This is a genomic window from Sulfobacillus harzensis (assembly GCF_012933365.1).
Classification (GTDB): domain Bacteria; phylum Bacillota; class Sulfobacillia; order Sulfobacillales; family Sulfobacillaceae; genus Sulfobacillus_B; species Sulfobacillus_B harzensis.
The window spans coordinates 1-22,167 of the sequence record NZ_JABBVZ010000057.1 but is presented as its reverse complement, the minus strand read 5'-3'; the positions used below and the strand labels follow the sequence as shown (position 1 = coordinate 22,167).

Here is a 22,167-nt window from a genome sequence, read left to right as displayed (position 1 = left end):
ATGCTGACCCGAGGCCAAATTTACGACGAAAGGAAGCTGATGCCGCACTAAGGGGACCGACAACCGATTTGCCATTTCCTACCACCTCCTTTCTGGACGGTTAGTTCAGCCTGGCTTTTCCCGGCTGTCCCGTGAGAAAAATGGATCTTGACATTTAACCGCGGGACTTAGTCACATATTATCGCGCTGATCACAGTTCCACGGCAAAGTAACTGGGGTCTTGCCAAACCGGCTTGTCATTTATGACGGTCATCAACACAGGACAGTCGCGGATCTGTGGTCCGCTGGCCAACTTCAAGATATCATCGCCCAATACGACAAAGTTACCGCGGTATCCCGGGCCAATGCGCCCCATTTCGTGTTCGGCGAAAACCAGCCGTGCTGAATTCACCGTGTAGAGTCCGATGGCCTCGCGAATGGAAATGCGTTCACTTTCCGCCAGAATCTGACCCCCTACGGTTTCCCGAGTCACGGCGGCCGCAATTCCCGACAAGGGGCGAAAATCAGTCACGGGGCTGTCGGAACTGCCAGCAACAGCCAATCCAGAGTCCAGCCAGCTTTTCAACGGAAACATGTGCGCCCCACGGTCCCATCCGTAACTCTCCACATAGCCATCGCCAAACTCGTACAGGAAGCCCGGTTGCGCCACCGGCGTAATCTGATTCCGAACCAAAACCTTGCGGACATCCGGGGGACACATGGCACAATGCTCAATGCGATTCCTCCGGTCCGGGTGCCCCAGCTCCCCGATGACCTCGGCCGCGATCGAGACCGCCCGATCCCCGACCGCATGGGCCGTCACTTGGAACCCCTCATCGACCGCGGCCTTTACCCAATACCTCAATTCCTCAGCGCTACGGTAAAGAATGCCATCGAAGCTTGGGTCGATGGCATAGGGCGACCGAGTTGCGGCCGTGGGCCCGCTGGAACTGCCGTCCATCATAATCTTGGCTGCTCCAACATAAAAGTCGCCACGGTGAAAGCCTGTACTAATGTGCGACGAGAGAAATTCCGACAACTGGTCGACACCGAGGCCGTTCCAGACCATCGCATCAATCCGCTGGGGAATGCGTCCCTCGTGAAACGCCTCTGCGAGGACCTTGAAGTACCCAGGAATCCCGCCCGCGTCGTGCACGGCAGTAATTCCGGCTTTAGCCCAAACGCGGGCGCCTTCCTCCATCCACTGCTTCAACTCCTCTTTTCCCGGGACGGACGCAGTTTGCACAGCACTCATGGCTTGATCGTACAAGACTCCGTTCAAACTGCCGTCCGCATTCCGGTCAAACCGGCCTCCTTCTGGATCGGATTCGTGGAGAGACACGCCGGCCCGTTTCAGTGCCTCGGTGTTCACTGCAGCAATGTGGCCGCATGTGCGCGTCAACATCACGGGGTGACGGGGGGCCACGCGGTCCAAATCGGCTCGAGTCGGGTGCCGACGCTCCCTCAGTGTGAGGTGGTTATAACCCGATCCCCGAATCCATTCGCCTTCAGGGACCGTTTCAGCCTTCTCACGGACGGTCCCAAGAATCTCGTCGAGCGATGTCAGTCCTTTTAGGCGCAGATTGGACCACTCAATACTGAACGCGCTCAAGTGGGCGTGCGCGTCAATGAGTCCCGGAAGAACGCGCAGGCCCTTGAGATCGATGGCGCGGAATGGCATCCCCGCCAACATTGCGCGCGCACCTTGTTCCGATCCAGCATAGGTAACGCGACCATTCTGTACGCAAAAGGCTTCGCATTCAGGTAGATCTGGATCCATCGTGGTAATGCGCCCATTGAAATATAGGGAGTTCATATCTCGTCCTCCTTGCAAGGAAAAAATTCGCGGACTCATGGGCCGTCCTGCCATCGCTGATTCTCACCGTCGCGAGAACTACCCGGCTTGCCCAAAGTCCATCAGGTGTTAGACGACGGAAGGCGGGGTGCAGCCGATCCCGGCAACGAGACCCCTATGACAGGACCGATAAGCGCTAGGAAAAACGTCACAGAGGGTGCCCATCCAGTCCGCAAATACCCGCCTGTGAGGACGGCCCGCCTCCGGAGGCCACCAACCTACAGCGATAACTGTTCCGAGACGAGAACCTCTTCGGCCCTCTCACGTTCCGCCGCGTTCCGGCTTGCCATGCTCACAACCACGTTTACAATCAAATTCAGCACCACGGAGATTAGTCCCGCGTTTATTCCATACAGGGGATCATGCCCGCTGAAGACTAAAATTGCATCCGCGATCGTACCCACCACTAATCCGGATATCGCACCGGCTTTGTTCATTCCCTTCCACACCAGACTGATCAACACCACCGGGATCAATTGTGCCAGGCCTTCATAAGAAATCACTGAAAGCCGGACCAGAGTCGAGGCAGTGAAAATAGACATCAACAGCGCCACGAGGCCTGCCACAAGGGTGACAACCTGTGCCCACACCTTCTGACGCTGCTCGCTTGCCACCCGAAATACATTTTTGGTCCACATCGTCCCTATCACCAGTGAAAACACCGCCATGGGAACGATGGCAGACAATGCCCCGGCCGCGCCCATCAAGCCCACGAACCACGACGGAAACACCTTGTCCGCCATGGCAAACAAGGCAAGGTTGCTGTTGCTCAAATGCGGGACCAGCAGAACAGCTGCCATGCCCAGCAGCATGGGAACGAAGAGAAGCAACTGGTAGAAGGGCAGGAAGGTGGCATTGGTTCTCAAAACCTGTGGATTCTTGGCCGAGAAGAACCCCGCCATTACGCTGGGGAAGACGTTAAAGGCCACCGAGTTAACAATCCCCGTACTGATGAACCACAAGATTCCCAACCCGTGGGAATCATGTCCCGGCAGAACCAACCACGAGCGATGGGTCTCCATCAACCGGGTGAACATGCCACCGTAACCACCAAAGAAATGGAAGGGAATATAGATCCCCACCACGATCATGGTGCCAATCACCAACACATCCTTAAGCACGCTGACCCACGCGCTTCCCCGTAGCCCGCTAATCACGACAAATCCCTCAGAGACCACGAACGCAATGATGTAGCCAACAATCAACGAGACGGTCCCATAGCTGATGGTGCTTACGACCACGCCCATCCCCGTCAACTCAAGCTGGATATAGGGCAGGAGAAAGATGGTCGCGAGTATGGCCACCAGAGCTCCAAGAAACGGGCTTTGAAACCGATGTTCGGCTATTTCGGAGGTGCTGACCAAATTGTAGGTATTGGCATAGTTCCAAAACAGTGGTGCGATAAAATACCCAATGGCATACCCGCAGCCGAGGTAGGCGAATTCGTAGAAGATGGGTACACCATACTGATAACCCCAACCGGCCGCGCCTAAATAGCTAAAACTGGTGTAGACCTCGCCCGCCATCAGCACCCAAACGAAAACCGAGCCCAAACTGCGACCGCCAACGGACCACTGTCCTAAGTCAAGTTGACGACCCCTGACAGCCCTCAGGCCGAGCACGATGGTAAATGCCATAAATATCCCGAATATCACATCGGCAATGACCGCATTCGAGTGCATCCTTACTCCCCCTTCCAGTGGCGGCGCCGTGCCGGATCGCCCAGTGACGCCAGCCAGATGGCGACAGGTGTCAGAACGACCCCCACAAACATCCAAAAGGTCAGGAAGGGAAACCCGGCGATGCGGGGCTTTACATGATTGGCCCAAGGTAATACAGCAAAGAACACAACATAGGGAACCAGTAGAAGCCATAGGGACTTACGGCGTTTGAACATGGCGCCTCTCTCCTCTCAGCGTAGTAACTGGTATAGCGATAGTGCCAGCACTTGGGTGCTCCTCAAGAGATTGTCGAGATCGATATATTCATCAGATTGGTGGGCCAGGCTGGTTTGCCCCGGCCCGTAAATGACGGCGTTAGTAATGTTAGCCCCATGTACCACAAACCTCTGATCATCACTGCCGGCCGAAATGAGGAATCTTGGCTGAAGTCCCTGCCGGCGAAGCACGTCGGCCAGGACCCTGGGTAGCTGTTCATCAGGGGAGACTAATATCGGCTCGACAGTGTAAAACTCCTCATAGTCATACCGAAATTGCGAATGCTCGCGGGCCATGTCTTCTAAGACGACTCTCAATTCCGCACGCGCGGCTAGGACGGTTTCTCCCGGCACTAATCGCCGGTTGAACGTAGCTTGTGCCCGCGCAGGAATGACGTTCGTGGCCACACCACCGCGAAAGGTGTCGAATGACAGCGTAGATTCGACCGACTCGGTCGGGGTTACTTCGACGGGCGACAGACGAGCGCCAAGCTTTGGCACCAACTCACTTTGAAAGCGATGGAGGGCTGAAGCCAGCAGTTCAACGGCATTGACGCCCAGCTTAGGGGAACTTCCATGAGCCTGCCGTCCGTAGACGGTTACTCGCCCCCAAATCGCCCCCTTGTGGCCAACGCCAATCCCGTCTGGGCCAAAGGGCTCCGTGATAATCACGGCATCGGTATTATCCCTTGAGATGATACCCTCTTCGACCAAAAAGCCCGTCCCCGCATTGCGATTTCCTACGGTTTCTTCGTCGGGAACGGCGCTCTGCGTGATCGTGCCCCGCCATCGAACACCGGCACGCCGTAGAGCCTCGACCGCCAGCACTTGCATAACCAAGCCGCTCTTTTGATCGGCGGCACCCCGACCATACATCCGTCCATTCCGAACCTCGCCGGCAAACGGGTCGCACGTCCAATCGTCCCCGGCCGGGACCACATCGTAGTGACCGTTGAGATGAATGCGCAGGCCCGGACCGGCCGGACCCTCCATCCTCCCAACAACACTGGGACGGGATCGCCCCTCCGCATGCGGCGCGAGAATCGGAAGCAGAGCTTCCGGAACTCTCACAATACGGGTGTCGTACCCTAATTCGCGAAGCCACGAATCGAATGCGGCGACAAAGTCTTCGTAATGCTCTCCGGGAGGGTTTACGGTGGGAATGCGTATCAGCTGCTCAAGCCGCGCCGTTGCCTCCTCACTCAAGAGGTTAACCTGCTCCCGAATGGCGTCCTCGATCAAGTCCATAGCCTCCCCCTTTGGTGTCTTCAATGCCAGACCCCTTTTTCGGACATTGTGGGCACGGGCGCATCGACGTGAACATATACCGATTCACAGGGTGGGCCTGCAGCAATCCAGTAGTCGAGAGTCGTGAGATCCATGACAACCGAGTAAACCGTGAGATACCTGTCCGAGACCGGATCGCGGTCATCCACATGACGGCAAATCCCGTTGGGAAAGCTGTAATGGTCCCGAAAAATGGTGATTAAATTGTTCATAGTCACGCGCTTTTGGACGGCAGCATCGTGGAGCAGATGCCGAGCCCTGCTGGGGCGAAGGATAGTGAGCGCTGCACGAGCCTTTTCCCGATCGAAGACGGGCACATAGGAAAGAAAGTGGTTGGAATGGACGAGGATGTCGTCCGTGGGAAGAAGATACCCAAAGTCTCCGGGCACCGCCTCGATGTCGACAGCCTCCCCAGCTCGGTCCGCAATGAGAAAATTCCCCGAGCTGACCCGTGTGTTGTCCACCGTCGCGCGAATTGCATCCGCCATCGACCGCGACTGCAACACGCCTCGGAGCAGGATGTGATAAGGAATACCTTCGCCACACGTGTCGCGGTCAGACGATAGGAGATTCGCGCATAATCCAATTCCTGACGAATTAAATCCAGCCTTGGCCAGCATACCGGCTTCTGTGAACGTCAAAACCCGAAAGCCCTCCGAGTCGATGCTTTCCAGTAACACGGCGACTTCCGCCTGCTCCGGGTGCCAGTCCCAGTTTTGTCCGATAAGAACGTGAGAATCTTCGGTAACCCGAGGCAGGACTGCTATCGATGTGCATTCTGCCGTGTCGCGCCCTCCGAGAATTTCGGTCCGGGCATTAAGGGCGAAAATCTCCTCGATGGGAACAGAGGCCCCCTCCGCAACGCCAGTCAGCATGTCGACGATATCGGGACTGTAGCCCTGAGCCGCTCGGCAGTATTGTTGTCCCAATGACATGATTTTTGTTTCGGACAGTCCCATATCACGAAAGCGCTGCATATAATTCTCAACGTTTCGCGCGATCAGCGGAGCCGCCTGGCTTCCATATGCGATACCCATGGAGCCATAATCTCCGCTCACGCGAATGAACGGTAATGGCAGGTTCATAAATTCTCCCTCCTCGAAAAGAAATCTGCCTTAGCGTTTCGATTTTATGGGGCGCGTACTTAACGGACGTGGGCCCCGATTCGGGACATCCGGTTTGTTCTCGAAAGGTCTATCACGTCAATGCCGTGTACGTCTCTGGCCTTCGGTCGCGGAAAAACTGCCATGTGTTGCGCGTTTCCCTCACCATGTCTAAGTCCGCATCGCAAACCAGCACCTCATCTTCGCTTCGGCTGGCAGTCCCTACAAAATTGCCGCGCGGATCGACCAGGTAAGACTGGCCGTAAAACTCACCGAGGTTCCACGGCATCTCCCAGCCTATCCGGTTGATGGCGCCCACGAAGTAGCCGTTGGCGGCAGCGTGTGCCGGCTGCTCGAGCTTCCAGAGGTACTCCGACAGACCCGCCACCGTAGCTGACGGATTGAAGACGATTTCAGCGCCGTTCAAGCCGAGCGCCCGTGCCCCTTCGGGGAAATGACGGTCGTAGCAGATGTAGACACCGATGTTCGCAAACTGCGTGCGAAACACCGGATATTCCAGGTCACCGGGGCGAAAGTAAAACTTCTCCCAGAATCCCGTATGGGGGCTCTTACCCGCCTGAACCTGTGGCAGGTGAACCTTTCGATACTTCCCAAGAAACCGGCCATCGGCGTCGATCACCGCTGCCGTGTTGTAGTAAAGACCCGTAATGACCTCTTCGTACATGGGCACAATCAGCGCCATGCCTGTTTCCTTAGCCAGCGACTGCATCAATTGGGTGGTTGGACCATGCGGAATTGGTTCCGCCAAGTCGTACCATCGGGGATTCTGTTCCGCACAAAAGTATGGACCGTAAAACAACTCCTGAAGGCAGACAACCTCGGCCCCGCGCTTTTTGGCCTGAAAAATCATCTCGACGTGCTTGTCGGTGGCGGTCTTCTTATGCTCTGCCAGCGGCCGTTCACCCGCTACGTCATGATGCGCCTGAATCAGTCCAACTCGGGTCATCCTGCCCATCACTATTCCCTCCCGTCACCTGCAAAAGACCGTTTCCTGCGAAAATGCTCGGACCGTAGCCTGATTACGACAGCCGGTGTCCGTTGTGTCCAGGAAAACATTGGGGTAAAGAGGCAATAGTTGGCAATTTGGCGATCCACCACTGTGTTTCCTTTATACCGATCGTCCAAAAATACTCATATTTTTGTTACATTCTGACTAACCATGCCAATGTCGGGGCTCATATAGCGAATTGGAGTTTGGGAAGGCCAGTAAACGCCGCCAAGATTATCTCGATTGCACTTGGTAGTCCCTGCCGGGACATAGCGCACCAGAACCGCAATTATCCACGCGTATTGCGGGGGTTATCTTGGCGCGACCAGGAATAAGGGACGGCCGTCCACTTGTTGCCGTCCCCCACCCTAATCGAGTCGGATGCTAGAGATTCTTCAAAAAGTACTCCAGTGTCCGGCGCACGCGATACAAGCTATTGGATGCCCCTTGCACCATATGGCGTGAATTCGGAAGGACGATGAGATCGAAGTCCTTTCCGGCATCAATGAACGCCTGAATCATGGCGGCAGAATGGCGGAAATGCACATTTTCATCCACCATGCCATGAATCAACAGCAATTTTCCTTGCAGCCGATCCGCCTTATTCAAAAGACTAGTGCTCTCATAGCCCTCATGGTTGTTTTCGTCGGTACCCAGATACCGTTCCGTGTAGGCGGTGTCGTACCAGCGAAAATCCGTCACCGGTGCGCCGGATACGCCCACCTTAAATACCTCGGGTGCCATCAACAGAGCCCGAAGCGTCATGTATCCGCCATAGCTCCAGCCGTAAATGCCCATCCGCTCGCGGTTCACCGGCCAACGACGCGCTGCTTCCTCCACGCCGGCAATTTGGTCTTCCAGCTCCGTCTCTCCAAACCGTCGGAACAGCACGCTCTCAAAGTCGGGGCCGCGATTGAAACTGCCGCGCGAGTCCACCTTGATCACCAGGTATCCATGCTGCTGCAGATATTGAGCCTGCAGATCCACGGTCTCACTCCACTCGTGGACAACCATCTGGGCGTGCGGACCGCCGTACACGCTCACCACCAACGGCCAACCTCCGGTTGGCGGCGTTCCCTCGGGAACGTAGGCAAGACCATTCAAGATGGTGCCGTCGCTCGCTTTGACCTCAAACAAGGTGGGCTCGGCCAACTCCAGCGACGTGCGGGAGACCGGATTGTCCCGGATGACCGCTTGCTTCCCCTCCGAGAGCCACTGGGTCTCCGGTGCCGAGTCGAAATCAGAATGGATGGTGACAAACGCCCGTCCTTGGCTGTCGGCGGCCGCAGCGTACCAACCAGGTTCCGGGGTAAGTTCTTCCCAATATCCGCTCTCCCAGTTAACCTGCGCCAAGGTTCGCTCCAAGGCGCGTCGGCGCGTGAGGGATACATAAACCGTCTTGGTCTCGGCGTTGCAGGCCAAAATATTGATGACGGCTTCATCCGATGGATTTTCCAGCGTCTTGAAGTGGCCGTCCGCAGAGATGACCAGTACCCGTCTTAGGCCCTCACGCTCACTGGTAGTCACGAGGCCCCCATCGGCCAATGCCACACTAAGTCCCGGCCGGTTAATCCACCGTTCAGATGTCTCCTCATAGGCACGCCCGAGCCGATTGCCCTCCGCATCATACCGATCCCAGGCTAAATGCTGATGGTCGCGGGCAATGGTGAGCACCAGCAGCTCCCCCCCAGGCGACCACAACACATCCACCAAATACCGCTCGCCCTCGCCCCAGTTCAACCACTGGATGGGGCCATCGCCATCCAGTGGGCGCACGCCAAGCCGCACCTTGGCGTTGTCTTGACCGACAAAGGGATAGCGGTGCTCTTCCACCCACACGGGATCGGCCGCCTGATGAACGATGGGATACACCGGAATATGTTGCTCCTCCACCTCCGTGAAGGCTATGTAGCGGTCATCCTCGCTAATCCAATAGCCGCGGCTCCGATCCAGCTCTTCCTGGGCTGCATATTCAGCTAAGCCATAGGTAAGACCGGTGCCTCCCTCAGAGGTGATGCGTTCCGTGTGGCCGGTCTCCGGATTGACCTTGACAAGATTGCCGTCCAGCACGCCCACAATCCACCGCCCGTTGTGGGTCAGACGAGGATCCAAAAGCCCCTCGCCGTTGGGCACCAAAGTCAGCGATCCCGACTCTCCCGTCATGCTATAAAGCTTGCCGTGCCAGGGAATCAAGAGACGCCCGCCGCTCCACTGATAACGGCCAATGCCGGACCAGGCAAAGCGCGCTCGTTGGCGCCGCATCTCTTCTTCAAAGGTGTCTTGGGCCTTCTCCCGCGGGGCTTCGGCGACCAGCCGCGAGTCTCCTGTCTCAGAATCAAACACCCATAAACTAAGCTCGTCCCCGTTCTCCGGATACAAATAGTAGACCCGGCGTCCGTCCTCCGAAAATTGAAACTGGGTGGGAATACGGCCTCCGGGCTTGGGAAATGCCGCGATATCCTCATAGCGAATCGACTCTGTCAACCGAATCCACTCCTCTATCCCATCTTCTCCAACAGCGCAACCGGCCTCTATATCACAACCGCCGATGATAGCAAATTTCCGTGGCCAACTGCTGAAATCCTGCTTGCAAAAGAATTGGTGCCGAGGTGCCGATTCTCGCCTTAACCAAGCAGTATTTGGCGCCATGTTGCAAGGCGGCCTGAGCCCGTAATTTCACGAGCTGGCGATACAACCCCTGATGGCGCCACTCGGGATGGACGGCCGAGCCCCACAGCTTTCCCACCCATTGGTCCAGGGTCAAACCGGCGGCCCCCACAATCTCACATTGGTGATTGCGCGCCACGTAATACCCACTGACCTCATGGGGATCACGACGCCATTCCGCCACCGCCCGTTTGAGCTCATCCGACGACGGGCCGCGGGCATCGAATACCTGACTCAACAGCGTGACGGCATCTTTGACATCATCGGCCGAGTTGGGCCGGCCCACGTTCGTAAGCGGCAAGGTAGGCCAAGGCAAGGACGAGTCCTCCAGCGACCAGGCGAGCACTTCGACAATGTCATGGGATTGATAGCCGCAACGGGATAAAACCGCGTGCATGCGCTGAGGCTCTCGCGTGGCCGTGGACACCCACCACTTTAACTGCTGGCGGCCTTGCTCCCGAATGAGTTGCTCAACGCGCTCGACAAGCTGTTCCGGGTGGCTTGTCCCTGAACTGTAGACCACATTGTCGTTGATGTCCTGGCTGTTCAATGTCAAGGTGAAGTCGGGTTCCCGAATAATCTTCCAGGTCGGCGGAAACCAGACCCAACGCTCGGCAACTTCCCGCAATGCTTGTTGAATCACGATCCATCCTTTCCCGCACCCATACCTCGCATAAGTTGCCGCCGCTTGTTGCACAGTAGCCTCAGGAGGTGCGCTATGCCCCGTAAAAAACCCTTAGTAGAGAATGCACGACCCGGTCTTGACGCCTTGAAAAGTCAACTCTTTCAGACTTTGCACGAGCCGCCCGTTTCATATCGTGAGCGGTTTCGCCAACTGGCCCGGGAACGGATTACAAAGGATCAGCAGGAGGGTCCAAAATCTCCCCCAAATCACTAACCAGCCGGCCCCCCAGTTGGTGGACCCGGCGCACGGCCGCCAGGACACCATCCACGTAGGCAGTGCGGTCATGGACATCATGGCGAATGGTAATCATCTGGCCCTGCGATCCAAAGATGACCGCCTGATGAGCCACCATGCCCGGCAAACGGATGGAGTGCACGGGAATAGAGTCCGCCGGCCGTTTCAACGTTTCCCCCAGTATCTGCGCCATGACGCGCGCCGTGCCGGAGGGACGATCCTTTTTGGTGGCGTGATGGCCCTCAATCACTTCCACAGCCTCAAAATAGCGGCTGGCTTCACGGGCCAAACGCTCGGCCACCCACGCCCCCAGCGAGAAATTGGCAATCACGGCCGCTCCGACCCCGCGCTCGCTCACATGGTGCGCCAGCGCCTGGCGATGTTCGGCCGAGAATCCGGTGGTGCCGACCACGATATCCCATCCGCGCTCAATCGCTTCACTGAGGCGGACGAAGGCCGATTCCGGCTCGGTGAAATCCACCAGCACGGCATAATCGGCCTCCACATCCGCCACATGAGGCACTAGCGGGAGCGTCATGCCCGGTTCACCCCAGAGCGCGCCGAGGTCTTGTCCTGCGTGCTGCTGAGACAATCCCGCAATCAAATCCATATCCGGAGCAGCCCAAATCCCCCGTCCTACGGCACTGCCCGTCTTTCCGGTGACTCCCGCCACCACCACCGGGATTTTCATCGTCATCCCTCTTAAATGTTGTCTAAGTCGTAGTCCTTTAATAGGTGCGACGCAATTACCCAACGCATGATTTCCGAGGTGCCTTCGTAAATCTCCGTGATTTTGGCATCGCGCAGCAACCGCTCAACCCCATATTCAGTCATATAGCCGTAGCCGCCAAAAATTTGTATGGCATCCTCCGCGTGGCGCACCGCGTGCTCGGAGGCGAAGAGTTTCGCCATGGCGAAGAGCGGCCGCTGGGCCGGTCCATCCTCGCGGTGCCGGGCCGCCTCATAAGTCATGAGACGCGCCGCATGCAAATCGGTGGCCATATTGGCGAGACGCCATTGCACTCCCTCAAACCTGCCAATAGGGTGGCCAAATTGCTGCCGCTCGCGCGCATAGCTGAGCGATCGGCTTAAGGCTGCCGCCATAATGCCGAGTCCCTGGGCGGCGATGCCGATGCGGCCCCCGTCCAGCAAGAAGAGCGCCATGCCATAGCCTTCGCCCTCGCCGCCGAGGCGATTCTCGGTCGGCACAAACACCTCGTCCAGAATCACCTCGGTAGTGCGGGAGGCCCGAATCCCCATTTTGTCCAAAGGGCGGCCAAACGAAAGACCGTCCATCCCCTTTTCGACCACGAAGGCGGTGATGCCCTGCGACTTTAGTGCCGGGTCTACCGTCGCGAAGAGGAGATATCGCTCCGCCTCACCTCCGCTGGTGATAAACATCTTGCGGCCGGTCAGGCGATAGCCGCCCTCCACCGGCACGGCTCGCGTCGCCAGCGCCGCCGCATTCGAGCCAGCCTCGGCTTCTGAGAGGGCGAAGGCGCCAATCGCCTCCCCGCGGCAGAGCGATGGAAGCCACCGCCGCTTTTGCTCCTCGTTGCCGAAACGCCAAATAGCCTCGATATGAAGGGAGTTGTGCACCTCGTAGATGACGGCGGTGGCGGGATCGGCCTCGGCGATCGCCTCGACAACCAACGTCTGGGCCAAATAACTGGCCCCCGCACCTCCATACTCGGGATCCACAATCATGCCCAAATAGCCCTGCTGGCCGAGAAGTTCAAGATTGGCCCGGGGATAGATTTCCTGACGATCAAACGCTTGCGATCGCGGCAGAATCTCCCGATTCACGAGGTCGCGAATCGCATCGCGAATGGCATTATCCTCCGGGCTCAAAATGCTAAGCCCCATGATGGCGCCCCCTCACCATGCGCTCCAAAATTCCCCACGCGGCCTCGACCGCATCTTCATCGCCCGAGGACACCCGTTGGAGGAGCTGATTCCATTCATCGGTCTGGCGCGCACCGGCCACCGCCTTCGCCACCAGATCCTCCAGGGCCAAGGCCAACATGTGAGCGGTCTGACCTTCGCGGATGGAGGCGAGCTTCCCGGACGCCGCCAAATAACTCCGATGGGAGGTCATGGCTGCAATCAACTCATCCAGTCCCTGCGCGCCTTCCGCCACTGTTTTGACGATGGGCGGAAACCAGTCGGGGTGCTCCAGGGAGAGCGTCAACATACCGCGAATGGCTCGGGCGGTATGATCCGCCCCCTCCCGATCGGCTTTGTTGACCACAAAAATTTGCCCGATTTCCAATATCCCGGCCTTAATCGCTTGGATATCATCCCCGAGTCCGGGAGCCAACACCACCATCGTGGATTGGGCCAACTGCATGATTTCCACTTCCGATTGGCCAGCCCCCACGGTTTCAATCAACACCACGTCAAATCCGGCCGCATCCAGCAGTGTAACGGCGCCAAAGGTGGCGCGCGACAATCCTCCCAAGTGGCCCCGACTGGCGAGGCTTCGCATAAACACGCCGGGATCCATTACCGACTCTTGCATGCGAATGCGGTCCCCCAAAATGGCCCCGCCCGAAAACGGGCTGGACGGATCGACCGCCAAAATGCCAACCGTGAGTCCCCGCTTCCGAAGCGCCATCGTCAATGCGTTTACCAGCGTGGACTTGCCAACTCCGGGAGCCCCGGTGATGCCGACAATGTGGGCTTGCCCCGCCAGCGGGAACAGGGACCGGACCAGGCGCCGACCCTCTTCCTGATCGCGTTCAATCCACGTCAGCCCTCGGGCAATGGCCCGCTTTTCGCGGCGGCGAATGCGCTCCAACAGCTCCTGATCATGCATGCTCCGGCACTCGTTCCCGAATGTAGTCGACAATCTCCTTTGTGTCGGTGCCCGGACCAAACACGCGCGCCACCCCCGCCTCCAGCATAGCCTCTACGTCGTCGTCGGGAATAATGCCGCCCAACAATACCAACAGGTCGTCCAACTGATTCTCCTTGACCAGTTCCATAATGCGCGGAACCAGGGTGGGATGAGCGCCAGACAAAATGGACAAGGCCAACACATCCACATCTTCTTGCAAAGCGGCATCCACAATTTGTTCCGGCGTCTGATGCAATCCGGTATACACAACCTCCATGCCGGCGTCGCGGAGCGCCCGGGCAATCACCTTGGCCCCGCGATCGTGCCCGTCCAGCCCAGGTTTGGCGACCAGCACACGAATCACAATGAGTCCCTCCCACTAACATCATATCGCTGGGCCTACAAAGCGTGCCCAGACAGAGCAAAAGCGTACCCCATGGGCACGCTCACGAACGGAATAGGGAGTAAAACCGGCGGACATCGCCCTCCGGTTTGGCGACGGCTACTCGATGTGACACCCGGTCTCACCCCGCTGTCCTCATCATCAATCCAAAAGACAGCATACCACGACCCCGGACGCATTTACATGCTTGGACCATCGAAGCCGGGATCCAGCGGCGTCTTGGATTCTGGACCGTAGGCCTCTTTCAGCATGGCCAACTCTTCTTCCAATTGCCGAGTCCGTCGCAACATGCGGTACAAAAACCCGAACATCACCACCCACACGGCACTATAGGCAAAGAACAGGAACTGCAAGTACATCCGTTCCACCGCGCTCATCGCTCCTCCCGCTATTCTTCCATCCGGCTTCTAAGCCGTTGCTTCAGCACATCCAGCCCGGACTCCACCCGACCCAGACGCACTCGAAGCTGCATCCAGGCCCCATACAACGCAAGCATGGCGGCCATGGATACGAACATGGCCAACACCATGACTGGGGCCATCTGAATCCCATGACTGGTAATCACCACCGGATGGATCGACTTCCACCAGCGTATGGTCATGTAGTCAATCGGCACGTCCACATAGGCCGCCAACGCCAACACCGCCGAGAGCCGCGCGCGCGGCTCAACCGACTCCGTCCACCCGCGCACCAGCAGATAGGCGAGGAACAGCACCCAGAGAATGACGGTTGCCGTGAGCCGCGGGTCCCAGGTCCACCATACTCCCCAGGCCGCCCGTCCCCATAGCACCCCGGTGACCAAGAGCATGGTGGTGAACACTGTGCCGATTTCCGCCGAGGCGGCTGCCACCACGTCGAAGGCCAAGTTCTTGGTGACTAAATAGAGAATGCTGCAGGCCGCGGTCACCGTAAACGCCAGGCCTGCGGTGGTGGCGGTGCCCATGTGCACATAGAAGATGCGCTGGCTTGCGCCCAAAATCCGGTCGTCAGGAGTTCCCACAAAGTTGAGATAGAGAGCCACGCCCATGAGTGGCAGCAGCACCCACACCCATCGGTCGCGCCATTGTCTTACACGCACCACTATCCCTCCCACAAGTATTCGAAGGCGAGCAGCGGCAAGGCCATAAACACCACGTCCACGGCTGCCAAGCCGCGAATCCAAAAGATGGCCGGGCGATGCTGCCAAGTGAGACTGGTGGCTTTCACAGCCATGATGACGATCGGCACCAAGAGCGGAATCAACAGCACCGGCATGGCTGCGTCCCGCCCTTGGAGATGAATCCCCATAATCGCCATCATGGTGCCCACCGTCGCCACCCCCCAAGAAGCCAGCGCCAATACCCCCACGAAGCTCGCCGACATGCGGCCCAACCCCAGACCAAAGACCGCCAAAAAGAGCGGCGCCACCAACATCTGCATCCCCATCAGCGCCAAGAATGCGGCCGTAAGCTTCGCCCAAAGCACCGGCCAGCGTCCGCCTGGGGCGAGCGCCAGTCCCCCGAGGGTGTTGTCGTCCATCTCGCGCGCGAACCCGTGGCCTACGCTTAGCATGCCCGCATATAGGAAGGCCATCCATAAAATTCCGGGGGCCACCTGATGGAGCTGCCCGCCGACAGAAAAAGCGGCAAGAAAAATCTCCAGCACCGCAAATCCCAGCATGACCAGCCACAAGTCCCTCTGGCGTGCCTCCAAGAGCAGATCTTTGCCCAACACCAGCGCAAATTTACGCATGGCCGTCCCCCACGCCAAGAAGACGGGCCTGAGCGGCATCCCATTCCTCGGAGTTCGCACTCCACCACACGAACCGGCCTGCCTTCAAAATGGCCAGAGCCTCAGCCGATCGGAGCGCCTCGCTGAGAACGTGAGTGGTCATGAGTATGGCCACGCCGTCCTCCCGGGCTTCCGCGATGAGCGCGGCCAATATTGCCCGTCCCTCGCGATCCAGTCCCGAACTCGGCTCGTCCAAGAGCCAGAGGCGGGCATCTTGCATGAGGACGCGCGCTAGGGCCGCCCGCTGCCGCATTCCGCGGGAAAATGTGCGCAAACGCTCATGATATGCCCACTGAAGTCCGACCCGCTCGGTGGCCCAACGGGCGCGGGCACGGGCTCGGTCGACCCCATAGAGCCGGCCATAAAGCAGGAGATTCTCCTCTAAGGTCAAATGGCTGTAGAGAAAGCTCTGGTGTGCCAATAAGGCAACCCGGGGATCCGGGCGGTTGTCCGTCGGCAGAAGTTCGCCAAAACGCCACAATTGCCCGGAGGAGTAGCTCCAGAGTCCCGCCAATACGTAGAGCAACGTGGACTTGCCGGCCCCGTTTGGGCCCATGAGAGCCAAGACCCGCCCTGGGGAAAGCTCCAGGTCCACCCCATTTAAGACCGGCAATCGGCCGGCCACGCGTACCAGCTTTTCCGCCTTCAACACGCCCTCAGACATCGGATGCCCCTTGGGAATCTTTCAATAGCCGAACGATTTCCGAGCGTTGGGTCTGGTATCCCTCCTCGGAGATTTCGCCCCGCCGAAAGGCGGACCGTATTGCAGCCAGCTCAGCGAGCATGCGAAACCGCATATCGCCTGACGCCGCATGTCTCGGAACGCGGCGCCAATTGAGCGCAAGCCATAGCCCGCCGAGCGCCAAAATCCCAAGTCCCCACTCGGCCAACCGGCCTGCCCACGGATAGTTGCCCGACCCGGTATAAAGGGCATCCGTCGATGCCCCATGATTTCGCTCCAGCACCAGCGTTAGGCTCTGGCCGGCATGTACGGCGGTGGTGCCATATTCTTGAAAGACGGGACTGTTGGGGACGCCTGGAAGGCGTCCTTGGCCGAGCGATTGCAGGGCTGGATTCAAAATCGGGGGAAGTCCCACCCGAGGAGGGGTGAGCAGCAACAGCGCGCGGACTTCCGAGGGGTTGAATATGCTTAAACTAATGGACTGACCATTCCAAGGCACACTGTAGCGAAGCGCCAGGTGCCGCCCCTGGGGCACCACTTCGACCGTTCGGTTCGCCGACGTGAGGCGTTTTCCGCCAATGATCTCAATTCCGCCATGACCGGGAAGAAGCCCTATGTCCGCCGGAGTCCGGCTTTTGAGCACCATCTGCTGAAAAATGGCCAGACGATGGCCATGGGGGATGAGCACCACCATCTCCATGAGAATGGGGCCACTCGGCGTGGTCTCGGCGTGGGCCATGGGACTCAACCCCAGCAGCCCGCCCATAACCGCGATCCCCATCAACCAGCGCCTCATAGCGTGTCCCCTTCCGGTCTTAATGGGGCGCCGCACTGAGCGCACAAGAACTCCATCGCCTCCCGAGGCGCGCCACATTCGCCGCAGAAATGGCGGTCCAGCCACGTCTCAATCCAGGTGTCGTCCTCGAAGGACTCCCCCTCGCTCATCACCATATCGGATTCATGGTGAAACAACGGCAGCAGTACCAACGACACCACGGCCAGGATTAACAGTAGCCCCAATATTGACGTCACGCTCACGACCGATCCCGCCCTTCAGTTGTCAACACCCGTGGCTCCGCCAATGGCCGCCAGAGCCCATCGACTTCGGACGGCCGTATCCAGGTGGCATCCCGCCCGCCCGGCGCAGACATGGCCAACATTGTGCCGGCTGCCAAAACCAGCATGCCGACCCAAATCCAACTCACCATGGGGTTAATCATCACCTCCAGAAGCGCCGTTTGCCCCCCGGGACTCCCCTCAAGAACCACATACAGGTCATGCATCCAGCCCGGATGGATGCTAATGTTGGCAACCGGCTGAGCCGTTCCGGGAAAGAATGAAAGACCGGGATCCGCCGTCCAGGTGTGACCGCCGTAACGAACCCGAAGCCGCGCCGAGGTGGTGACATAGCCTGCGTGGACCGTATTGGTGAACCCTTGATAGCGAAGATGAAACCCATCCATGACAAACCGCTCGCCCGGCGACACCGTTTCGGTGGCGGCCATCGCATTGGTGTGAGACCCGATCACGCCAAACACCACCAACAAGAAGGCCAGATGCGCGAGATATCCCCCGAAACGACGGCGGTTTGTGCCAATCGCTCGCAAAAGCGCGGCGGCCACCGTTCCTCCGCGGGATTGACGTTGAATCCACGCCGCCCGCCCGAATTCCTGCAGCATGGAGGTGGTTGCGAACGCGGCGATACCCATCCCCCCGATTGCCCAAGGACTCCGATACCCATGCAGGACGGTGAAAAGAGCCACAGCCAAAGCGGCCATCCATGGTATGCGGAGCCGCACGGCCACGGAATCCATCCGCGCCCGCCGCCACCCCATGACCGGCGCCGCCCCCATCAGCACCATGATTAATAAGAAGAAGGGGCGGGTCATGGCGTTAAAGAACGATGCGTTGAGTACGATGGTCTGGCCTAAAAACGCCTTCGAAATGACCGGATAGAAAGTGCCCCCGAGCACAACCAGGGCCAAGACGGAAAAGCTGATGTCGATGAGAAGGTAGACGGTTTCTTTGGAAAATGACCCGTCGACCGTCAATCGATCCTGAAACATGTCCCGGCGGCGCCAAAAAACCACGGCCATGAACCCCGCCGCTATCCAAAACCAGGCCACAAAATAGGGTCCGACCCCAGTTCCCGTGAAGGAGTGGACGGAATTCTTCAAGACCCCGCTCCGGGTGATATAGGTGGCCACCAGGGTTAAAAGAAAGGTGGCGGCCCCGAGCCCTGCCGTCCACAGGCGAAACACGCCGCGCTTTTCTTCCAGTTGCAGCGCATGCAAGAAAGCGGTTGCCGTCAGCCATGGCAACAACGCGGCGTTTTCGACCGGATCCCATTCCCAATATCCTCCCCAGCCGAGCTCCATGTAGGCCCATAAGCCGCCCAAGATGAGGGCCACGCCCAAAAGCATCCACGAAAACAGCATCCAGCGCCGTACGACGGGCACCCAGGTTCGCCATGGCACCCGTCCCCAAATGGCTGACACCACATAGGCGGCCGGCACGGACATCCCAATCAGCCCCGTGTACATGGCAGGGGGATGAATGGTCATGACGGCGTTCTCCAACAAGGGATCTAGACCCGCGCCATTGGTTGGATGTCCCGCCACCAGGCGAAATGGGTCGACCACCACATTGGACATCCCGGAAAAGAACACCGTCCCCGCTGCCAGCAGCGGGACCACCATGGGGGTCATGCGAGTCTCGCGCTTCCACCCAAAAAAAGCAATATACGCCGTATAGAGCGAGAGAATCCATCCCCAAAACAGCACCGATCCCGAATCGCCGCCCCACAGCACCCCGATCTTATACATGAACGGCAAGGCTCGATCGCTATGGTTATAGACCGCTTGAACCTGATAGTCGCCGGTGAGAATGCAGTACTCCAACACCAACACGGCGGCCGTCATGCTCAAAGCGGAAGCTACGGCAGCGCCCCGGACGCTTTCCCGCATTCGGACGGGATGGAGACGGTTTCCCACCACCACCGCATACATCGCGGTGCCAAACGCCAGCAGCAGGGCCAAGCGGCCCAACATGGGCATGCTCATGAGCGCCCTCCCTTCGCCGGTGCGTAGTGGTCCGGGCATTGAATTTCGAGCTTCGTCGCATCAAAAACACCATCGCGTCCCATGTGTCCCTTGGCGATGGCGCCGGCGTTATGAAATTGCTCATTCGGCATGGCTCCGCGATACAGCACGGGTAAAGTGGCACCGCCGGAAACGAGGCTGAAGCGCAAAGTGGCCGTATGCGGGTTGTAATGCACCGTCTTGGACAGGAGCGTGCCCTGCACTCGCACCGTCTGTTGGCCAAATTTGGCACTCTCGGCACGGTATGTCTTCACCGTCACAAAATAACTCGAAAAGTTATGAGCACCTTGAAGCACCATATAGGCAAGCGCGCCGACCACAAACATCGCGCCGATTTGCAATCGTAATTTTTTCGACACGGATACCCTCCAGGCTCTCGACCGTCATAAGGGTAGTCTTGTCCGCGGGCTGGGCAAAATATCCATCGACAAACTGAAACACCGCTGAAGGAAAAGCTATCCCAACTCTTGAATTGAGTCCCGAAGGCTGATATAATAAGCTGTGCAATTCCAAGCCGCCGAAGTGGTGGAATAGGCAGACACGCAGTGTTCAGGGCGCTGTGAGCATCAGCTCGTGTGGGTTCAAGTCCCACCTTCGGCACCATTCGTCGGGATGGCGGAACTGGCAGACGCGTACGTTTGAGGGGCGTATGAGGCAACTCGTGGGGGTTCGAGTCCCCCTCCCGGCACCATAACACCTATAGCAGGGTGCATGACTGGATTCCATTTGGGAGTCCGGTTTTTTTGTGTGTGTCACATCTCGCCGTCAACCATGGCTTAGAGAAGCCACTGGTCGATCCGTTGTGGAAACGCCCCCTTGAATCCCGGTCAGGTGATGACAATCCGGTATGGACCACGAACGGATGCGAGATCGACCTCAATGCGCCAACCACGTATGGTCGGCTTTCTCGAATATACGACCTCCGTGAGATGCGTCAAGGCCGTATGCGTGCCCTCGGTTGTTTGCACTCTAACCTGCGGCTCTCGGGAATAAGCGAAGCCTGAAGCATAGAGAAGTGCAGGCGCGTCATGAGACCGGTTCATCGTCCCCGAGACAACAAGCGCGCGCCGCTCTTCATCATAATGGACCCGATGGGATTTCCCCGGCAGTGCCACCGCCCGCGGTTCTGCCAGCAACTCGGCCCGCCGAGTGCTGGTGCGCAGTTCTCCGTCGCTCTCGACAACCCCCCAGCCATAAAATCCTGGACGTTGCTTCCAAACCCAAAATGCTGCCCCAACCCCAAATTGATGCTGCAGGTGAATTTGATTGCGAATCCAGTTGTCGCCCCGTTCAGAGGGGGAGACACCAAACTCCCCTATCACCCAGGGCGTGCCAAATCCTCTCGCTTCCAACGCAGCCGCCGCGTAGCAACCCCATAAACAGGGCTTCAACCAATTGCCAACCGGACGAAACGGCGGAGACGCCGTTTCGGTATAGACATGAGGACTGTATATAAGATTGGAATCGGACGAAAAGGGCCGCGAACATTGGATAGCCACATTGGTCGCATCACGAATGACAGAGGGTTCAAACACGAAGCAGTGGTTCGGGTCGTGGCGGCGCATGGCCTGGATAGCCCGGCTGTAAAACGGGAATAGGTAGCGAGACTCAAAATATCCCGGCAGCACCCAGCCAGGTTCGGGCTCGTTCAAGAGATCATACGCCAATAGCCAGGGCTCATGGCAAAGTGCGCTGGCGACACGCTGCAACGTGTGGAGGTAGTGATCCTGAAGGCCCCTTCCATGAACCGGGCGATTCTTCCAAAAGTGGGTGAAGGCCGTCTCCACGGCCGGGTTGCCGCTCATTTTCCAATTGTATGTCCAATCCGTTTGGGTCGCCCATTGCGGCGCCCCATCGCTCTCGCGCGTGGGCGCAAGAGACCGCGAATAATTATCTTGATGGAAGTCAACCAAGACGTAAATCTGCCGTGCCTTGGCCCAGTAGATGACCCGGAGTATCTCATCCATGTAGTGATGGTTGAACTCTCCGGGATTGGGCGCAAGCCGGCTCCAGCTGATCGGAAGGCGCACCAGATTGAACCCGAGAGCGGCCATCTCATCGAAGTCGTCTTCCCCGAGTTCCACCTGTTCCTGATAGTCGTCGGCATAGTGGATAAGGCCGTTGACGTTCACACCGCGCAGAAAGAGTCGGCGTTCGCAGGCATCAACTAAATAGGTCCCGTCTGCTCCACGCTTGACGTGAACATAACCTTCCGTCACTGGCCCTCATCCTTTTCCATGTCTTTCCACAATTTATTCCCCCTAAGTATCCGGTGTACCATTTTTGAGGTTGCTCTCGAAGAAATTCCGGCCGTACAGAGACATCAGAGGAGGAACAGCCGGTCGGGGCAAACCGCTGGCGAAGTGAATGTGGTGGTATGAAAGCCGAATCTCCCAAATTTCGGTATAAGCCTCCTTCTGACCACCCATACTACAACGGACTTACGGAGGGGGGACACGGAGATGTGGCCTTTTCGCAGTCGGCGATCGCGTTCAAAATCAGCAACTCCTCAGAAGTCCACCCCAACTATTGACCCGGTTCTCTCCCTTGAAAAAAGATTTGTTGTACCGTATTTAGGGCCTGAACTGACGCAACTACAACACATGTAGCGGTGGTC

At 58.1% G+C, this 22,167-nt stretch carries 21 protein-coding genes and 2 tRNA genes; 2 read left to right on the top strand and 21 right to left on the bottom strand.

Annotated elements, in window-relative coordinates; all coding sequences use genetic code 11:
• Positions 1-190: 190 nt before the first annotated feature.
• From HIJ39_RS14705 to HIJ39_RS14610, 20 genes are all read right to left on the bottom strand, one after another.
• Complete coding sequence (locus tag HIJ39_RS14705; protein WP_169101010.1) at positions 191-1,795, bottom strand: amidohydrolase; 1,605 nt, start codon at positions 1,793-1,795, stop codon at positions 191-193.
• A 257-nt stretch (positions 1,796-2,052) separates the two neighbouring features.
• Positions 2,053-3,516: a sodium:solute symporter family protein gene (locus tag HIJ39_RS14700; RefSeq protein ID WP_169101008.1), complete on the bottom strand. Its 1,464-nt coding sequence runs from the start codon at positions 3,514-3,516 to the stop codon at positions 2,053-2,055.
• Between the two features lie 2 nt (positions 3,517-3,518).
• Complete coding sequence (locus HIJ39_RS14695; RefSeq protein ID WP_169101006.1) at positions 3,519-3,731, bottom strand: DUF3311 domain-containing protein; 213 nt, start codon at positions 3,729-3,731, stop codon at positions 3,519-3,521.
• A 15-nt stretch (positions 3,732-3,746) separates the two neighbouring features.
• On the bottom strand, positions 3,747-5,018 hold the full coding sequence (locus HIJ39_RS14690; protein WP_169101005.1) for a M20 family metallopeptidase: 1,272 nt from the start codon (positions 5,016-5,018) through the stop codon (positions 3,747-3,749).
• A 20-nt stretch (positions 5,019-5,038) separates the two neighbouring features.
• On the bottom strand, positions 5,039-6,142 hold the full coding sequence (locus HIJ39_RS14685; protein ID WP_169101004.1) for a C45 family autoproteolytic acyltransferase/hydrolase: 1,104 nt from the start codon (positions 6,140-6,142) through the stop codon (positions 5,039-5,041).
• Between the two features lie 112 nt (positions 6,143-6,254).
• Positions 6,255-7,136 carry a nitrilase-related carbon-nitrogen hydrolase gene (locus HIJ39_RS14680; protein ID WP_169101002.1) on the bottom strand — a complete coding sequence of 294 codons (882 nt, stop codon included), beginning with the start codon at positions 7,134-7,136 and terminating at the stop codon, positions 6,255-6,257.
• Between the two features lie 417 nt (positions 7,137-7,553).
• On the bottom strand, positions 7,554-9,653 hold the full coding sequence (locus tag HIJ39_RS14675) for a S9 family peptidase (protein WP_169101000.1): 2,100 nt from the start codon (positions 9,651-9,653) through the stop codon (positions 7,554-7,556).
• 52 nt (positions 9,654-9,705) lie between these two features.
• Entirely contained in the window at positions 9,706-10,479 is a 774-nt protein-coding gene (locus tag HIJ39_RS14670) for a GNAT family N-acetyltransferase (RefSeq protein WP_169100998.1), read from the bottom strand.
• Positions 10,480-10,687: 208 nt separating this feature from the next.
• Positions 10,688-11,446 carry a 4-hydroxy-tetrahydrodipicolinate reductase gene (dapB, locus tag HIJ39_RS14665; RefSeq protein WP_243239722.1) on the bottom strand — a complete coding sequence of 253 codons (759 nt, stop codon included), beginning with the start codon at positions 11,444-11,446 and terminating at the stop codon, positions 10,688-10,690.
• Between the two features lie 11 nt (positions 11,447-11,457).
• Positions 11,458-12,621, bottom strand: coding sequence for an acyl-CoA dehydrogenase family protein (locus HIJ39_RS14660; RefSeq protein ID WP_169100994.1), 1,164 nt, complete (start codon positions 12,619-12,621; stop codon positions 11,458-11,460).
• Complete coding sequence (gene meaB, locus HIJ39_RS14655) at positions 12,611-13,573, bottom strand: methylmalonyl Co-A mutase-associated GTPase MeaB (protein WP_169100992.1); 963 nt, start codon at positions 13,571-13,573, stop codon at positions 12,611-12,613. Before meaB ends, HIJ39_RS14660 begins: the two co-directional genes overlap by 11 nt.
• Complete coding sequence (locus HIJ39_RS14650; protein WP_169100990.1) at positions 13,566-13,958, bottom strand: cobalamin-dependent protein; 393 nt, start codon at positions 13,956-13,958, stop codon at positions 13,566-13,568. Before HIJ39_RS14650 ends, meaB begins: the two co-directional genes overlap by 8 nt.
• 218 nt (positions 13,959-14,176) lie before the next feature.
• Positions 14,177-14,374 (bottom strand): CcmD family protein, encoded by a 198-nt coding sequence (locus HIJ39_RS14645; RefSeq protein WP_169100988.1) that lies wholly within the window; start codon positions 14,372-14,374, stop codon positions 14,177-14,179.
• Positions 14,375-14,385: 11 nt separating this feature from the next.
• Positions 14,386-15,075 carry a cytochrome c biogenesis protein CcsA gene (gene ccsA / locus HIJ39_RS14640; protein WP_338055186.1) on the bottom strand — a complete coding sequence of 230 codons (690 nt, stop codon included), beginning with the start codon at positions 15,073-15,075 and terminating at the stop codon, positions 14,386-14,388.
• 2 nt (positions 15,076-15,077) lie between these two features.
• The gene (locus HIJ39_RS14635) at positions 15,078-15,728 is read right to left on the bottom strand and encodes a heme exporter protein CcmB (RefSeq protein WP_169100986.1); all 651 of its coding nucleotides are present in this window, start codon (positions 15,726-15,728) and stop codon (positions 15,078-15,080) included.
• Positions 15,721-16,431, bottom strand: a complete 711-nt coding sequence (locus HIJ39_RS14630) for an ATP-binding cassette domain-containing protein (RefSeq protein WP_169100984.1) — start codon at positions 16,429-16,431, stop codon at positions 15,721-15,723. The genes HIJ39_RS14635 and HIJ39_RS14630 overlap by 8 nt, the downstream gene beginning before the upstream one ends.
• A complete protein-coding gene (locus HIJ39_RS14625; protein ID WP_169100983.1) occupies positions 16,424-17,245 on the bottom strand; it encodes a hypothetical protein in 822 nt (273 codons plus the stop codon). Before HIJ39_RS14625 ends, HIJ39_RS14630 begins: the two co-directional genes overlap by 8 nt.
• A complete protein-coding gene (locus HIJ39_RS14620) occupies positions 17,242-17,487 on the bottom strand; it encodes a hypothetical protein (protein ID WP_169100981.1) in 246 nt (81 codons plus the stop codon). The genes HIJ39_RS14625 and HIJ39_RS14620 overlap by 4 nt, the downstream gene beginning before the upstream one ends.
• Positions 17,484-19,511 carry a heme lyase CcmF/NrfE family subunit gene (locus HIJ39_RS14615; protein WP_243239721.1) on the bottom strand — a complete coding sequence of 676 codons (2,028 nt, stop codon included), beginning with the start codon at positions 19,509-19,511 and terminating at the stop codon, positions 17,484-17,486. Before HIJ39_RS14615 ends, HIJ39_RS14620 begins: the two co-directional genes overlap by 4 nt.
• Positions 19,508-19,909, bottom strand: coding sequence for a cytochrome c maturation protein CcmE domain-containing protein (locus HIJ39_RS14610; protein WP_169100979.1), 402 nt, complete (start codon positions 19,907-19,909; stop codon positions 19,508-19,510). Before HIJ39_RS14610 ends, HIJ39_RS14615 begins: the two co-directional genes overlap by 4 nt.
• A gap of 157 nt (positions 19,910-20,066) precedes the next feature.
• On the opposite strand from HIJ39_RS14610, the gene HIJ39_RS14605 reads away from it, so the two are divergent.
• Both HIJ39_RS14605 and HIJ39_RS14600 read left to right on the top strand, forming a co-directional pair.
• A tRNA-Leu gene (locus HIJ39_RS14605) sits at positions 20,067-20,153 on the top strand.
• 3 nt (positions 20,154-20,156) lie between these two features.
• Positions 20,157-20,241: transfer RNA gene (locus HIJ39_RS14600), tRNA-Leu, on the top strand.
• Between the two features lie 136 nt (positions 20,242-20,377).
• On the opposite strand, the gene HIJ39_RS14595 is transcribed toward HIJ39_RS14600, so the two are convergent.
• Positions 20,378-21,769 (bottom strand): cellulase family glycosylhydrolase, encoded by a 1,392-nt coding sequence (locus HIJ39_RS14595; RefSeq protein ID WP_169100977.1) that lies wholly within the window; start codon positions 21,767-21,769, stop codon positions 20,378-20,380.
• Between the last annotated feature and the right edge of the window lie 398 nt (positions 21,770-22,167).